The 15,706-nt window shown below is 34.5% G+C and carries 14 protein-coding genes and 1 other annotated feature (1 of these 15 cut by a window edge); of the genes, 3 read left to right on the forward strand and 11 right to left on the reverse strand.

Annotated features, from left to right (window positions below):
• Positions 1 to 104 precede the first annotated feature (104 nt).
• The 3 genes from PGC14_RS06800 to PGC14_RS06810 are packed head-to-tail and all read right to left on the reverse strand — an operon-like array spanning position 105 to position 3,411.
• The gene (locus PGC14_RS06800) at positions 105 to 497 is read right to left on the reverse strand and encodes a secondary thiamine-phosphate synthase enzyme YjbQ (RefSeq protein ID WP_271629839.1); all 393 of its coding nucleotides are present in this window, start codon (positions 495 to 497) and stop codon (positions 105 to 107) included.
• Positions 498 to 535: 38 nt separating this feature from the next.
• Positions 536 to 1,033, reverse strand: a complete 498-nt coding sequence (locus PGC14_RS06805) for a nitroreductase family protein (protein ID WP_271629840.1) — start codon at positions 1,031 to 1,033, stop codon at positions 536 to 538.
• Positions 1,034 to 1,038: 5 nt separating this feature from the next.
• Complete coding sequence (locus tag PGC14_RS06810) at positions 1,039 to 3,411, reverse strand: Lon protease family protein (RefSeq protein ID WP_039764535.1); 2,373 nt, start codon at positions 3,409 to 3,411, stop codon at positions 1,039 to 1,041.
• 189 nt (positions 3,412 to 3,600) lie between these two features.
• Between PGC14_RS06810 and PGC14_RS06815 the strand changes: the two genes are divergently transcribed.
• On the forward strand, positions 3,601 to 4,359 hold the full coding sequence (locus tag PGC14_RS06815; protein WP_271629841.1) for a DUF6062 family protein: 759 nt from the start codon (positions 3,601 to 3,603) through the stop codon (positions 4,357 to 4,359).
• A 14-nt stretch (positions 4,360 to 4,373) separates the two neighbouring features.
• Here the strand turns inward: PGC14_RS06815 and PGC14_RS06820 are convergent, their stop codons facing one another.
• From PGC14_RS06820 to PGC14_RS06840, 5 genes are all read right to left on the reverse strand, one after another.
• A complete protein-coding gene (locus tag PGC14_RS06820; RefSeq protein WP_271629842.1) occupies positions 4,374 to 5,183 on the reverse strand; it encodes a hypothetical protein in 810 nt (269 codons plus the stop codon).
• A gap of 44 nt (positions 5,184 to 5,227) precedes the next feature.
• Positions 5,228 to 5,902 carry a 2-C-methyl-D-erythritol 4-phosphate cytidylyltransferase gene (ispD, locus tag PGC14_RS06825; protein WP_039764540.1) on the reverse strand — a complete coding sequence of 225 codons (675 nt, stop codon included), beginning with the start codon at positions 5,900 to 5,902 and terminating at the stop codon, positions 5,228 to 5,230.
• 15 nt (positions 5,903 to 5,917) lie between these two features.
• On the reverse strand, positions 5,918 to 7,087 hold the full coding sequence (locus PGC14_RS06830) for an FAD-dependent oxidoreductase (RefSeq protein ID WP_271629843.1): 1,170 nt from the start codon (positions 7,085 to 7,087) through the stop codon (positions 5,918 to 5,920).
• Complete coding sequence (locus PGC14_RS13365) at positions 7,074 to 7,571, reverse strand: NAD(P)/FAD-dependent oxidoreductase (protein ID WP_271628517.1); 498 nt, start codon at positions 7,569 to 7,571, stop codon at positions 7,074 to 7,076. Before PGC14_RS13365 ends, PGC14_RS06830 begins: the two co-directional genes overlap by 14 nt.
• An 89-nt stretch (positions 7,572 to 7,660) precedes the next feature.
• Positions 7,661 to 10,216 (reverse strand): calcium-translocating P-type ATPase, PMCA-type, encoded by a 2,556-nt coding sequence (locus PGC14_RS06840; RefSeq protein ID WP_039764544.1) that lies wholly within the window; start codon positions 10,214 to 10,216, stop codon positions 7,661 to 7,663.
• Positions 10,217 to 10,422: 206 nt separating this feature from the next.
• Between PGC14_RS06840 and PGC14_RS06845 the strand changes: the two genes are divergently transcribed.
• Positions 10,423 to 12,162 carry an ABC transporter ATP-binding protein gene (locus PGC14_RS06845; protein WP_039764548.1) on the forward strand — a complete coding sequence of 580 codons (1,740 nt, stop codon included), beginning with the start codon at positions 10,423 to 10,425 and terminating at the stop codon, positions 12,160 to 12,162.
• 3 nt (positions 12,163 to 12,165) lie between these two features.
• A complete protein-coding gene (locus tag PGC14_RS06850; RefSeq protein WP_271628518.1) occupies positions 12,166 to 13,959 on the forward strand; it encodes an ABC transporter ATP-binding protein in 1,794 nt (597 codons plus the stop codon).
• 107 nt (positions 13,960 to 14,066) lie between these two features.
• Here PGC14_RS06850 and PGC14_RS06855 read toward each other — a convergent pair whose 3' ends face one another.
• From PGC14_RS06855 to rplJ, 3 genes are all read right to left on the reverse strand, one after another.
• Positions 14,067 to 14,438 (reverse strand): hypothetical protein, encoded by a 372-nt coding sequence (locus PGC14_RS06855; RefSeq protein WP_039764554.1) that lies wholly within the window; start codon positions 14,436 to 14,438, stop codon positions 14,067 to 14,069.
• A gap of 181 nt (positions 14,439 to 14,619) precedes the next feature.
• Positions 14,620 to 15,009, reverse strand: coding sequence for a 50S ribosomal protein L7/L12 (gene rplL, locus PGC14_RS06860; RefSeq protein ID WP_011917713.1), 390 nt, complete (start codon positions 15,007 to 15,009; stop codon positions 14,620 to 14,622).
• Between the two features lie 39 nt (positions 15,010 to 15,048).
• Positions 15,049 to 15,573 carry a 50S ribosomal protein L10 gene (gene rplJ / locus PGC14_RS06865; RefSeq protein WP_039764557.1) on the reverse strand — a complete coding sequence of 175 codons (525 nt, stop codon included), beginning with the start codon at positions 15,571 to 15,573 and terminating at the stop codon, positions 15,049 to 15,051.
• An 18-nt stretch (positions 15,574 to 15,591) separates the two neighbouring features.
• Positions 15,592 to 15,706: a sequence feature (ribosomal protein L10 leader region), on the reverse strand; it runs 84 nt beyond the window's last position.

Consider the following 15,706-nt stretch of genomic DNA (forward strand, 5'->3'; position numbering starts at 1 on the left):
TACAATAATAAGCCTGGAACACCTGCCGTTTTAAGTAAAAACAATTATATTTTGGCAGGTGTGCAGGCGTTGGCTTTTATCACTTTAATATTTTTTGCAACATATCACTTTATATACACGTAAATTTTTCTTCTTCTCGGTCCGTCAAATTCACAGAAAAATACCCCCTGCCATGTACCAAGCATAGGCTCACCGTTTCTAATTATTATATTGACAGATGAACCTATCAAGCTTGCTTTTATATGTGCATCAGAATTGCCTTCGCTGTGGCTATAACCATTGTTTACGGGTATCAATTTTTCAAGTTGTTTTTTGATATCAGTCACAACCGAAGGGTCAGCATGTTCATTGATTGTAACACCTGCCGTGGTGTGAGGAACAAACACAGTCATAAGCCCTTCTTCAATATTTGACTGTCTTACAATCTCTTTAAGTTTACTTGTAATGTCTACAAAGTCAATCCTATCTTTTGTCCTTATCTCAAGTTCTTTGAACACTCTTTTAACCCCCCCATTCTAAAAAATTAAACTTATCTTTAGTATTTATTCCAGTGCAAGATTGAAGATAGCTCCTTTTTATTTCTCACAGGATTTTCGTCGGGATATCCTATGCTAATTAGCGCACATAGCTCTAAATGCTCAGGTACATTCAAAAGCCTTTTTACTTCCTCAGAGTGTTCTTTTTTATAGCTTGCAACCCAACAACTACCAAGTCCCAACGCCTTCGCTGCGATTAAGATATAAGTCGAAGCTGCTGCCATATCTTCTAAAATATACTCAAAGCCCTTTTCATACAAAATTGCAACACAACACGAAGCATCTTCTATAAACCTTCCATAACGCGCTTTTTGCGCAATCTGTTTTTTTAGCTCATCATCTGTTACAACAACAAACTCCCATCCTTGATTTCCGCGGGCTGTTGGCGCAAAACGCGCAACATCAATTATCTTTTCAATAGTCTCCTTGTCAAGTGGCATGTTCTTTTTGTATTTTCTTATGCTTCTTCTTCCCCTTAAAACTTCTAATACATCCATCAACTTCACGCCTCCTTTTCTTTGTTTTGTTGATTTATATTTGTAAGATTATCTAAATATCTTCTAAGCTTCTGTTTTGAAAGCATCACAACCTCCTCGAACTTTCTCCCTGTCAAAATCTCCATAGCCTCACCAATTGATTTTACCGCCCAGATATGAAAATTGCCATCTTTAACATCCTCTATAACCTCATCACACAAAACTAAATTCTTTATATTTTGATAAGGAATTATCACACCTTGCTTACCTGTAAACCCTTTTTTCTTGCAGACATAATAAAACCCCTCTACCTTTTTTGTCACACCACCAACAGGCTGAATCTCTCCTTTTTGATTGATCGAACCAGTGATTGCAATTCCCTGGTAAATTGGAACACTACTCAAGGCAGAAAGAAGAGCACACAGTTCGGCAACTGATGCTGAATCACCTTCAATGCCAGAGTACAGCTGCTCAAAGCATATTGTAGCATTTAGTGTAAGCGGCATATCTTGAGCAAACATCTCGGCAATATACCCTGAGATTATCATTATGCCTTTACTGTGAGTCTTGCCTGACATCTGCACCTCGCGTTCAATATTTATTATACCACTTCTGCCGCTGCTTGTGGTAACTGTTATACGTGAAGGTTTCCCAAACACATAATCGCCCACATCCAAAATTGCAAGCGCATTTATCTGGCCAACCTTATAACCGTCAACATCAACAAGTATTGTTCCATCTTCAATCATCTCATTTATCTTTTCTTCATATCTTGAACTTCTGTATTCCTTTTCGCAAATTGCTTTTATGACATGTTCTTTCTTTACCACATCGCTTGTTTCAAGCTGTGCCCATGTGCTTGCCTCTGCCAATATCTCAACAATGTCATTAAAGCGTGTTGAGAGCTTTTCTTGATTTTCAACAAGCCTACATGAATACTCAACCACTTTTTCAACCGCTTCTTTTGAAAATGGCAGAGCATTTTCCTTTTTACAAAATGAACTTATGAATTGAATCATTTTATATACATTTTCTTGAGTATACTCCATCTCACTGTCAAAATCAGCTTTAATCTTAAAAAGTTTTCTGAAATCTTCGTCATAAGCATATAAGATATTGTAGATGTATTCATTTCCAATCAGAATTACTTTTAAATCAACCGGTATTGGTTCTGGTTTTAGAGTTGATGTAATAAAAAGTCCATAAACATCTTTTAGATTTTCAATAACTATCTCACCTGTTTTTAAGACTCTTTTTAAGGCTTCCCATGCTTGAGGATAGCTTAAAATGTCTTTCGCTTGGAGTATCAAATATCCACCATTTGCCCTGTGAATTGCACCAGCTTTTATCTTTGTAAAATCAGTGACTAAAACATTCCCCATTTCATTTTCATATTCAATCTTCCCTACGAGATTATAGTAAGTAGGGTTTACCTCATATACAACAGGTGCACCATCTAAATCTGAGTTGTCTACAATTACATTCACCTTGTACTTGTCTAAATTAGGAATCTTTTTATATTGAAGAAACTGAAAAGGTAAGCCTTGTTCTTCATCGTCTCTGTCCAAAAATTCTTCAAGATTTTCCACTATATCATTTGTAACACCGTCAATAAAGTCAAGTATCTTTTTATTTTCTTTGTACTTGTTTCTGATTTCATAGACATAATGACTTATAGTAAACACTGCAATTCTCTTTTGAAGTTCTTTTATTTTTTCTTTTGACTCTTTTTCAAGAAGCTTTATCTTCTTTAGTACCTCTTGCGTATCAAGCTGAAGCTTTTTAATCTTTTTCTCCATCTCATCTCTTATTGATTTATCAAGCTCAGGATACTCAGCATCCGAAATGGCTTTTCCATTCACAATTGGGATAAAATATACACCGCTTGGTGTATACTTTATTTCAAAGCCATACCTTCTTGCTTCCTCAGCTAAGTCATCTAAAAGCTGAGTCCTTTTTTCCTGATACTCGTTATAGATATTATTCTTGTCATTTTCATACTCTTCGCTTGCAAACACTTTTTTTAGGTCGTTTACAACAGATTCAACAAAATCTGACATATCCTTTTTAAAAACTTTTCCCATACCCTTCGGAAGACCAATTGCAATTGGTGAGTCAGGGTTGGAAAAATTATATACATATACCCAGTCATTTGGAGCAGGTTTTTGGTTTGCAACTTCTTTAAGATAGCTTTCGGTAAAACTTGTCTTGCCTGTACCTGTTGGACCACACATATAAATGTTATAACCTTTTGTGTTAATCTTAAGGCCAAACTCAAACGCTTTTCTTGCCCTTTCTTGACCAATTATTGATCTCAATGGCTCAACTTCATCAGTAGTAGTAAAATTGAATTCAGACAAGTTTACATACCTTTTTAATTTGTCTGGTGTAACTTTCATCAAATTTCTCACTCCAGCTTTTATATTTATCTTAAAAGTTTTATACCCAATTTTTTTATAAATATTCTATTAAAACAATTCAATATTGAGTTACCAACACAAAAACTGTAAAATTAAAGTTATCATATTATTATCAAATGGCAAAAATTAAGAAGTGAGAATACAAGTTCAAAAAGGAGCTGAAAACAAATGGGTGACGAAAAGATATACATGATTCCTGTAAATGATGCTTTCTCAGTTGATTGTGAATGTGCATTTTGTTATCTTGAAAACAATTTTGAAAAACAGTGTTTGGAAATTGTCTTGGGTGAAAGTGTCATGGAAGTTGATTCGCGGCTTGAAACAAATAAGAAAGGATTTTGCTCCCGACATTTTCACATGTTGCTTGAGCAAAAAAATAAGCTTCCTTATGGTCTTATGTTAGAAACTCATCTTTATGAAATAAAAACTAACTTTGAAAAGATTCTTTCTTCACATTTTATGCTTTTAAATTTTCAAAAAAAAGAAGGGTTTTTAAAGCGAATCTTAAATAACCATACCTCAAAAGAGGCTCTTTTAAATAATTTGCTTGAATTTTTAGAAAATATAAACTCACAATGTGTCATATGTGAAAGAATAAATGCGAGAATGAAAAATTATTTTGATGTGTTCTTCTTTATGTGGAAAACAAACAAGGAATTTCAGCAAAAGGTACTTAGCTCAAAAGGTTTTTGCTTCTACCATTTTTGTGATTTATTAGAGTTTTCTCAAAACCATCTGCGCTCAAAAGAACTTGACAATTTTGTTGAAAAAATCTGTAAAATTGAGCTTGATGCAATTTCTCGCCTTTATCAAAACATATGTGAGTTTAACAAACAATTTGATTATAGGAATGCAAATAACGTTGTCTCGTTTGAGGTTAGAAACTCACTGATAAATGCAACAGAAAAATTGGGAAAATACAAATAAAAAATTCTTTGAGTTCAAACTTGGACGCCCTTCGCAATAAGATGAATGTATTCAACATTTATGGATGTGTAATATTCTATTTCTTCCTTTATTTCCTTTTGAGCCTTTTCAAGTGCCAACTTAATATTGCAGCCAAATTTCAAGATAAGTTCTACTTTTATATATAAAAGATTGTTTCTTATAGCAAGATTGATTGATAGTATTCTTGCAATATTTGGATTTTTCTTTAACACATTTTTTATATAGGCAATTAAAACATTTTCAGAAATTGTATACTCTCCAAGATAACTAAATGTAGGTCTCACAATTGTTTTTTCAGCAATAATGTAGTCGTTTAGATTTATTCTTTTAAAAAGTCTTAAAGGATATATCAATAACCCAGAAAAGTCCTTTTTTATCTCAAATGTGGGCACTGGCACAACATGTTTTCCTTCTTTATTTCTTGTTATCATTGCTTTTTTAATCTCTGAGTCGGTCGAAACCTCACGAATGTCAATAAATTTTTCAATTCTACCAAGCTCTAAACGCTGCACAATTTTTTGTGCCATCTGCTTTGAAGTTGCCAAAATCAATATTTTGTCAATGTTAAGCCTCTTTATAGCCTCCTTTACCTCATTTGCATGGTCATCCTCCATAAAAAGAGCTCTTCTTATGGATGCTAAATATGTAGGCTCTTTTTTGGCCGATTTTCCTGCTATTAACTTTGAATTATACACCAAAATGCCATCATCAATGATGGCGTTTGCATCTATCATCTTAGCAACAATCAATGCTTTATAGCTTTTCCCTGAACCGCTTGGTCCAACCAGTGCATATACCTTCACTATCAAACTACCTCTTTTTGAAAGATTTCTCAAAAGATATTTTACTATTTTAAAAACTGCTCCACAATAGCCTTTGCAAAAATCATATCCTCTTTTGTGGTAATCTTAAAATTCAAACTGCTATTTTCCACTATCTTTGGTTTTACGCCAAGCGCCTCTACATATTGCAGATCATCAGTAAAACAGGTGTCTTCAAACTTTTCATACGCCCCATATATCAAATCAAACTTGAAAACCTGTGGTGTCTGGACCAAATAGACATTTTCTCTTGGAATTGTATTTTGTACATATCCATCAACTACATACTTTACAGTATCCTTTGCTGACACAGCTGGTGCAACTGCAAAGCTGCTTTTCACCTCTAAAATTAATTTTTCTATTAATTCCAGATCAATAAAAGGACGGACAGCATCGTGTATAGCAACAAAATCACACATGCCCTTTATAAGTTCAAGGCCTTTTTTCACCGTCTTTGCTCTCTCATCTTCTCCATAATCCCAAAAGAGCACTTTCTTGTATTTTTCTTTGAGTACATCTCCAATATCTTTATAACCGTTCGGAATTAAAATTACAACACCGTCTATAAAAGGTGAGTTTTCAAACACGCAAAGTGAATATTCAATTACCATTTTGTCTTCTAAAAACAAAAATTGTTTGGGGGTGCTACCCCCAAACCTTTTGCCGCTACCTGCAGCACATACAAGAGCAAAAGTTCTCATTTTAGAGTCCCCCATTTATTCTACAAAATCAGGATAGTACATTCTCCACGAAGTCCAGCCACCACTCATATTCAGACAGTCAAATCCATTTGCCTTCAAAATTAAACATGCATGGTATGACCTAAATCCAACACCGCAATAAGCAATTATCTTTTTGTCTTTCGGAAGCTCATTTATCCTTCCTCTTAGCTCATCAACGGGAATATTCACAGCACCTTTAATGTGCCCAAACTCATATTCTTCTGGAGTTCTGACATCAAGTATAAAATATTCTTTGTTATCAAGAAGGTCATATACTCTATCAGGTAAGATATTCTTGACCTCGCCTCTAATGATATTTGCAGCTGTCATCCCTGCCATTATAACAGGGTCTTTTGCTGAAGAGAAAGGCGGTGCATAAACAAGGTCAAGATTTTCTAAATCAAATACTGTAAGCCCTGCATATATAGCAGTTGCAATTACATCTGCGCGCTTGTCCACTCCTTCTTTTCCAACAATCTCTGCACCATAAATCTTACCTGTTTTGTTATCAAACATAAGTTTTATGGTTAGTTGTTTGCCACCTGGATAGTACCCTGCATGGTGAAGAGGATGAACAATTGTTACATTGTAGTCAAGCCCCAGAGATTTACATTCATTCTCACTAAGACCTATCTTTGCTAATGCCCAATCAAACACTTTAATAATAGAGCTACCTATAACGCCCTTGAACTCCAAATTGCCACCTGCTGCGTTACACCCTGCAACTCTTCCTTGTTTGTTAGCAGGACCTGCAAGTGGTATCCATACATTTTTGCCTGTTATAATGCTTTTGACTTCAACTGCATCTCCTGCTGCATATATGTCAGGATCAGATGTTTGCATTTTGCTATTGACAACAATACCTCTGTTAACTTCAAGCCCTGCCTCTTTTGCAAGCTCTACATTTGGAATTACCCCTGCTGTCTGAAATACTGCATCACATTCTATCTCTTCATCATTTGAAAGTATCAATTTCTTTGCAACGTCATTTTCAATTTTAGCATCAATTACAGAAACCCCAGTTTTAACCTCAATCCCCTTGGTCTTTAGTATATCTAAAATTGGATTTGTCATCTCTTTGTCAAACTGTGGCAAGATTGAGTCTTTTAACTCTACAATTGTGCATTCAAGCCCTATCTCACGTAATTGCTCAGCAAGTTCCATACCAATATACCCAGCACCAATTACTACAGCTTTTTTTTATCAGCTTGTTTGTGAGAGTTTCTTTAATTTTATCCACATCATATAGTGTAAAACAGGTATAAGAATTTTCACAATCCTTTAAAAATGGCAAAACAAAAGGCCTTGCACCAGTTGCTATAATCAGTTTATCATAGCTCTCTTCATAAGTTGTATTGTTTTTCTTATCAAAAACTGTTACTGTTTTTCTGCCTCGGTTGATTTTTGTAATTTGAGACAGCACCCTCACATCGATATTGTATCTTTTCCTAAACAGCTCTTCTCTTACCACCAAAAGGCTTTCCCGTTTTGGAATTGTACCACCAACATAATAAGGAAGACCACAGTTTGCAAAAGATACATATTCACCTTGCTCAAAGAGAATAATTTGAGCATTTTCATTAGTTCTGCGCGCTTTTGTAGCAGCAGATGCTCCAGCTGCAACGCCTCCAATTATGACAATCTTCATTCTCTTACAAATCTCCTTTCTCACGGTGTTTTTTTATCTTGAATGTGACATTTTTTTATCAAATGACCTTCTTATATTATTTTATCACTTTAGATATTTTTTGCAAATATAGAATGAAGCAGAGAAGGAAATAATGAACAAATTATGATAATCCCCCATTCCAGATATCCCAAGCGATTTATCTCAAATACTATACCCAGCTGTGGTATATATATTACCAGTAAAAATAATACAAATGATATAATTGCGCTAAATAATAGATATAAATTTCCAAATAACATGTTGAAGATATTCCTTTTTTGCGTTGAACACTCAAATGAATAAATCAGCTGGGATAAAACAAGTGTTGCAAATGCAATTGTTCTTGCCATTTTTATATCATATCCTTTCATAATAGGAAGGTAAAATGACAAAGTTGCAAAGCAGCCAATTGCAAAACCTCTTAAAACTATTTCTTTTAAAAGTCCTTCCGCAAAAATACTTTCATCTTTGGGTCTTGGCTTTTGTCTCATGAGACTATCTTCACTCTTTGACATTGAAAGAGCTGCTGCAGGAAGACCATCTGTTGCAAGGTTTATCCATAGAATTTGCATTGGCAAAAGTGCAATTGGCAAATTTAAAAGGGATGTAAAAAACATTATCAAAACTTCTCCAATGTTGCAGGCAAGTAGGTATTTTATAAATTTTTTTATATTGTTATAAATAAGTCTTCCCTCTTCAATTGCGTGGACAATGGTGGTATAGTTATCGTCAAGCAAAATCATTGACGCTGCTTCTTTTGTAACATCACTACCGCTTATTCCCATTGAAATTCCTATGTCCGCTTCTTTGATTGCCGGCGCATCATTTACTCCATCTCCTGTCATTGCAATAATATTCCCTTTTTTCTTGAGCATCCTTACAATCTTTAGTTTGTGCAATGGGTCAACCCTCGCAAATACTGAAATTTTATCAATATTTCTTTCAAATACTTTTTCGTTTTTCTCTAATTCTTCTCCTTCCACTACTTCTTCAAATGAAGATGCAATACCAAGCTCTTTTGCAATTGAAAAGGCTGTTAGTTTGTGGTCACCTGTAATCATAATTGTCTTTACACCTGCTTTTCTTGCCTTTTCAATTGCTAATTTAACACCCCTTTTTGCTGGGTCTATCATCCCAACAAGCCCTAACAAAATCATGCCATCTACTGTATCTGAACCGTATTTCATACACAAAAGCAAAACCCTCATAGAAGACATACACATTGACTCATTTTTCTTAGTAATAATTCGTTTTTCATTATACCCTAATTGTTTTATTGTACCACATTCAGACATGTAATATTTGCACTTATCAATTAGCTTTTCAAAGGCCCCTTTGACAAATAAAATACTATTTTGATCATATTTGACAACAACCCCCATATACTTTCTATGAGAATCAAATGGAATTTCTATAATTCTGACACCTTTATTTAAATTTTCGCGGTATTTTTTAGCAAGAACTAAAAGTGCTATCTCTGTTGGATCACCTGAAATTTTAAATTGTTCATTTTTGTCGTCTTCAAACTCAGCATTGTTACAATTAATTGCACACAGCATTATGTAGTCAAGTAATTGATTTTTTATAATTCTTCCATTTGACAATATTCTTCCTTTTAAGTCATATCCTGTACCTTCAACTTCAACGCTCATATCAACTGTTTCTATTCTCTTAACTGTCATCTTGTTTTCTGTCAATGTCCCTGTTTTATCTGAACAAATAATATTCACACATCCTAAGGTTTCAACCGATGAAAGTTTTCTTATAAGAGCATTCTTTTTTGCCATTCTTTGGACACCTATTGCTAAGGTTATTGTCACAACGGCAGGAAGCCCTTCTGGAATTGCCGCAACTGCCAAAGAAATGCCTATCATAAACATCTCATAAATGTTCTGCTTTCTTAAAATCCCCAGTATAACTATAATGGCACATACGCTAAGACAAATCAAGGCCAATAACTTTCCAAGTTGATTCAGCCTCAGCTCCAGCGGAGTTTTAGTTTCCTTAATCTCAGTTAAAGCCTTAGCTATCCCGCCCATTTTTGTGTCAAGGCCAATTGATGTTACTTTCATCACACCTTTCCCTTTTATAACATAAGTACCCATATAAAGCTTGTTTTCGCCTTTTACGTCCTTTTCAGCCGGAATTGACTCGCCAGTTAAAATTGATTCATCTATAGACAAAGAAAAACCCTCGACTAAAATGCCATCTGCAGGAACTCTGTCCCCCTCTTCAATTATTACAATGTCATTTATTGTTACGAATTTTGTCTCTATCACATCTACCTTTCTATCTCTTATTACTTTTGCTTTGTACGAGATATAGTTTTTGAGCGATTCTACAGCCCTTTCTGCTCTAAATTCCTGCACAAACCCTAATATTCCATTTAGAATTATCAAGAAAAAGATGACCACAGCATCTAAAAACTCACCAAGTAAAAATGACACAGCCGTAGAAAGGGCTAAGATTACAACTAAAATGTCTTTGAATTGGTCAAAAAATATTGAGAGAGCACTTTTTTTGTTCTCAAGCTTTATCTCGTTTAGCCCAAATCTTTCAATATTCTTTTCTGCCTCATTTGATGAAAGTCCACTTCCATGAAATTCAAGTAGCTTATTCACCATTTCTAAAATTCATATCCCTGCAAGTATCTATAAACAATATTATTAAAGGACTTAAACTTTTATGATGAACAAAATGTATCTTAAAAAATTGAGCTAAATATTAAAATCTTTATATTTATTTTTAAAAACTGTGAGGTTATAATGTATTAAAGTAGTGAAAATTTACTCATAAGATTACTAAACAGATGTTGGTAGGTGTTGATTAAGTGGACAATTTAAAAAAACTATCACCTTATTTTGAAAAATACAAAAAGCTTTTAGTAATTGGATTTACTTTAATTGCTTTATCAATATCCCTCGGTATGATAAATCCTTATATCTCGAAAATGGTGATTGACGAATCAATCACTAAAAGAAAATATAATTTACTTGCTCCACTTTTAATAAGCATGCTTCTTGTGAGTCTTATCAGGGGCTTGATTCGTTATACACACTCTTATATATTTGAAAACGTTTCCCAGAATATTCTATATGATTTAAGAGAAAGCCTTTACAAATTTTTACAAAGGCAAACCTATGAATTTTACGACAAAACACGAACGGGTGAACTAATGGCACGTATGACAGGAGATTTAGAAGGCATCAGGATGTTTTTTTCAACCGCTATATCCCTGCTTGTTGAAAACATTTTAAACTTTTCAATTTCCCTTACAATTATGTTCCTTTTAAATGTTAAGCTCACTCTTGCATTGCTTCTTTCAACTCCACTTTTGTTGGTCCTTGTTTACTTTTTTGATAAGACAATAAGACCTGAATTTATTAAGATTCGCGAAAAGTATTCAAAACTGAACACAGCAACACAAGAGAATATAACTGGTATAAGGGTTGTAAAGGCATTTTCCCAAGAAGATTTTGAAATTGAAAAGTTTTCGTCTGCAAATAGAGATTACAAAGAACAGAACATCACAGTGGGACTTATCTGGGGAAGATTTTTCCCGATGATTGAAGCTGTGACCTCTTTGCTTGTTTTAATTATCTTTGCACTGGGTGGTTTTATGGTCATAAATAAATCAATCACAATTGGCACTCTTATGGCCTTTCAAGGCTATTTGTGGGCAATCGTTTGGCCGCTCAGGTCCTTGGGATGGATTATTAGTATGGTTGAAAGAGCAAATGCTTCATGCGAAAGAGTTTTTAGTCTTCTGTACACACCAATTAAAATTAAAGGAAAACCTACCCAATATGAACTAAAAGAAGGTTCTGTAAAATTTGAAAACGTGTACTTTAAACACTTTGGAAACATTGTTTTAGAAGATATCAATTTTGATATAAAGCCGAAAATGAAAGTAGGCATAATAGGTCCAACTGGTTCAGGAAAATCATCACTTGTAAATTTAATACCTCGATTTTATGATGTTTCAGCAGGAAAAGTTTTAGTAGATGGAGTTGATGTAAGGGAATATGACTTAAAAAAACTAAGAAGTGCGATATCTATTATTCCTCAAGAAACTTTCTTGTTCTCTGATACAATTGCCAATAACATTGCTTATGGTGTTGAAAATGCAACGTTTGAGGATATAGTAAAGGCAGCTAAGCTTGCCCAAGCTCACGATTTTATTATGGAGTTTCCAGAAGGATACGAGACACTTGTTGGTGAGAGAGGAATTGGACTTTCAGGCGGCCAAAAGCAAAGAATTGCCATTGCAAGAGCTCTTTTAAAAAAGCCAAAGATATTAATACTTGATGATGCAACCTCTGCAGTTGACATGGAAACAGAATATCTTATTCATCAGGCTTTGGAAGAGTATTTTAAAGATTGTACAGTTTTTATAATTGCTCACAGAATCTCAATGATCAAAGATTGTGATGTCATATTTTATCTTGAAAATGGTAAGATAGTGGAGCAAGGCACTCACAATGAGCTTTTGGCAATGAGAGGCAAATATTATAACATCTTTGTCCAGCAATACAAAGATATCTATAGCACACAGAAAGAAGGTGATTAAGCTTTGAGCACAACATCAAAAAGACTCAGAATTGAAGAAGATGAACCTATAACAAAACCTTTCAACTGGAGTCAGTTCATAAGGTTACTAAGTTATATTAAACCATACAAAAAATACTTTTTGTACTCATTTTTATTGATGATTCTTGCTACCTTTTACAACCTTGCTGGACCTTATTTGATAAGACTTGTAATTGACATTGACATTCCAAAGAGAAATATTCATGGCCTCTTTTATAAAGCCTCTTTTTATGTGGTATTGACGCTTTTGTATGTCCTGAGCCTGAGAATTCGTACAATCTTTATGACAAAACTTGGTAACAATGTTGTTTCAGATATACGAATGCATCTTTTTACTCACCTTCAGAAATTGTCTCTTAACTTTTTTGATAACCGCCCTGCTGGGAAAATTATGGTAAGAGTAATGAATGATGTAGACTCTCTGTCAGAGCTTTTGTCAAATAGTATTTTAAATGTGCTGATTGACACACTAAGTCTTTCTTTTATCATAATAATAATGCTTTCTATTGATGTCAAACTGTCGTTGGTTGCTTTTTTTGTTCTACCTTTTTTAATAGTAGTAATCATGTTTTTGAAAAACTCTATAAGGGTAAGATGGCAAGATGTGAGGAAAAAGTCTTCCACTTTGAATGCATACATACACGAGAGTATTCAAGGAATGAAGATAACACAAGCCTTTGTCAGAGAAGAGACAAACTTGCAAATCTTTAAAGAACTTAACACCATATTTAAAAATACATGGATGAAAGCAATCAGGGTAAACAACCTGTTCTGGCCCACAATTGACTTTACAGGAACACTTTCAACTGTTCTTATATTTCTATTTGGTGTGTGGATGATGAAAAGAGGGTATACAACACTTGGCACAGTTATAGCATTTTCAAATTACATGGGTATGTTCTGGCAGCCGATAAACAATATCTCAAACTTTTATAATCAGCTTCTTGTTGCTATGGCCTCAACAGAGAGAATATTTGAAATACTTGATATCCAACCTGATGTTAAAGATAGCCCTCATGCTTATGATTTGCCCCCAATTAAAGGCGAAATCAGGTTTGAGAATGTCTCTTTTTCGTATGAAGAAGGAAAGCCTGTATTAAAAGATGTGTCATTTACAATAAAACCAGGAGAGACAATAGCTTTAGTTGGCGAAACTGGTGCGGGAAAAACAACTATAATAAGCCTTCTTGCAAGATTCTATGATCCACAAATGGGAAGGATACTAATTGATGGACATGATATAAGAAATGTAACCTTAAAGTCCCTAAGAAAACAGATGGGAATTATGCTTCAAGACACTTTTATCTTCTCTGGAACGGTAGCAGACAATATTCGATACGCAAAACCTGACGCCACCATGGATGAAGTAATAAAGGCTGCAAAGACTGTAAATGCTCATGAATTTATAATGAAAATGGAAAATGGATATGACACAGAAGTAAATGAAAGAGGAAGCAGGCTTTCTATCGGTCAAAGACAGCTCATTGCATTTGCGAGAGCTCTTTTAGCAGACCCAAAGATTTTGATACTGGATGAGGCAACATCTGCTGTGGATACTCAAACAGAAGTTCTCATTCAAGAGGCTATTGAAAAGCTCACAAAAGATAGAACCTCAATAATTATTGCCCATAGGCTTTCAACAATCAGAAATGCTGATAGGATATTCGTAATACACAATGGACAGATTGTGGAAGAAGGAAATCATCAACAGCTTCTTGAAAAAAGAGGTTTCTATTATAATTTATACACATCACAGTTTAAATACTTTGAAAAATGAAAAAGAGCAGAAGATTTTATTTAAAAAGAGGCTGCAAGTTCACTTTTGTGCAGCCCATTTGTTTTTTATTTAAGTCCTTCAGATATCTTCTAAGCTTTCAAATTTTTTCAAGCTTGATATTTGTTTATAGAGACCAAAAGCTCGTTTAGCCACATTTCATACGATGGAATTATGTCATCTTTATATTTTTTCAAAAGTCTTTCCTCAACAGGTTCTTTGTATAGTTCAAGAAGTTCCTCTAAATTCTGATGCAGCTTATCTCCCAAAGACATAACATTTTGCAACTCAAACTCATCTTGAATTATTCTCAAGGCATTTGAAATACTCAAAAAAGCCTCAATAATATCGTTTAGAAGATAAAAAGAGTCTTCAAACCTGAGCTCTGGAATCTGGATATTTACAATGTGGTCGAAAGCCTCTGACATTGTCGATGTAAGCTCATTTATCCTTTGGACAATTTCTAAGTACCTTTCATTCATCTTCTTTGTCTCAACCTTTCTTTTGATAATTTCTAAATTTACTTAAGGCTAATTTTATATGCTTTTATAATACCACAATCTCAGTAAAATTTCATCCCAAAAATTAAAAAAGGGCAGGAAGAAAAAACTCCCCACCCTTTTTCAAAAAGCTATGTTTTTTACTTACGCTACTTGTGTTTTATTACTTGAGCTCAACCTTTGCACCAACTTCTTCTAACTTCTTCTTAATCTGCTCAGCTTCGTCCTTTGAAACATTTTCTTTAATTGGCTTTGGAGCACCATCAACAAGGTCTTTTGCCTCTTTTAGACCAAGACCAGTAATCTCTCTTACAACCTTGATAACTTTAATCTTGTCGCTACCTGCATCTGCTAAGATAACATTAAACTCTGTCTTCTCCTCAGCTGCTGGAGCTGCTGCCTGAGCACCTGCAACTGGAGCTGCTGCAACAGCAACTGGAGCTGCTGCTGTAACACCAAATTCTTCTTCTAATGCTTTTACCATTTCTGAAAGCTCTAAAACTGTCAAAGTCTTAATCTCTTCAATTAATTTTTGAACCTTCTCGCTTGCCATCTTTAAACAACCTCCCATTTTAAAATTTTTTTATTTATGTTAAGCACTCTGCTTCTTAGCAATAGCATCGAGTGCCAGAACAAGCTTTCGAATAGTACCAGAGAGTACATAAACAAGCCCGGACATAGGCGCATTCAAGCCGCCAAGCATCTTTGCAACAAGTTCTTCTTTTGATGGAAGTTTTGAAAGTGCATCAACCTCTTTTGCAGAAATTACTTTGCCTTCAATAAACCCGCCTCTAATTTCTAACTTTTCAAGGTCTTTTGCACCTTCTTTTAAAACCTTTGCAACCTTTACAGGATCATCATAAGAAAGGGCAATTGCAATTGGTCCTTCAAAAAACTGTTCAAGTTCTGACAAGTTGTTTTCTCTTACTGCAAAGGTAAATAACGTTTTCTTTACTACTTTGTATTCCACTCCTGCTTCTCTGAGTTTTTTTCTCAAAGCTGTATCCTGCTCAACTGTGATTCCATGATTACATACAATAACGCCCGCTTTTGCCTTTGAGAGCTTTTCTTTGTACTCATTTAAAAGCTGTTCCTTCAATGCTCTTGATTTTGGCACTAAACTCACCTCCTACCCATAAAAATTATTAAAGCCTCTTTAAGTTTACCTTAAAGAGGCTGTAATTACCCTTCCCCTCGGCTAACAATACCACTTAAAAAAAGCTTTTATCAGCCGACGGATTTAATAATTA

The organism is Caldicellulosiruptor sp. DIB 104C (genome assembly GCF_028198085.1).
Lineage (GTDB): Bacteria > Bacillota > Thermoanaerobacteria > Caldicellulosiruptorales > Caldicellulosiruptoraceae > Caldicellulosiruptor > Caldicellulosiruptor saccharolyticus.

Bases quoted from the DNA above. Each gene is read 5' to 3' on its own strand.
- PGC14_RS06805 (WP_271629840.1), bottom strand. From the start codon at position 1,033: ATGGATGTATTAGAAGTTTTAAGGGGAAGAAGAAGCATAAGAAAATAC.
- PGC14_RS06810 (WP_039764535.1), bottom strand. From the start codon at position 3,411: ATGAAAGTTACACCAGACAAATTAAAAAGGTATGTAAACTTGTCTGAA.
- PGC14_RS06815 (WP_271629841.1), top strand. From the start codon at position 3,601: ATGGGTGACGAAAAGATATACATGATTCCTGTAAATGATGCTTTCTCA.
- ispD (WP_039764540.1), bottom strand. From the start codon at position 5,902: ATGAGAACTTTTGCTCTTGTATGTGCTGCAGGTAGCGGCAAAAGGTTT.
- PGC14_RS06830 (WP_271629843.1), bottom strand. From the start codon at position 7,087: ATGGAACTTGCTGAGCAATTACGTGAGATAGGGCTTGAATGCACAATT.
- PGC14_RS13365 (WP_271628517.1), bottom strand. From the start codon at position 7,571: ATGAAGATTGTCATAATTGGAGGCGTTGCAGCTGGAGCATCTGCTGCT.
- PGC14_RS06840 (WP_039764544.1), bottom strand. From the start codon at position 10,216: ATGGTGAATAAGCTACTTGAATTTCATGGAAGTGGACTTTCATCAAAT.
- PGC14_RS06855 (WP_039764554.1), bottom strand. From the start codon at position 14,438: ATGAATGAAAGGTACTTAGAAATTGTCCAAAGGATAAATGAGCTTACA.
- rplL (WP_011917713.1), bottom strand. From the start codon at position 15,009: ATGGCAAGCGAGAAGGTTCAAAAATTAATTGAAGAGATTAAGACTTTG.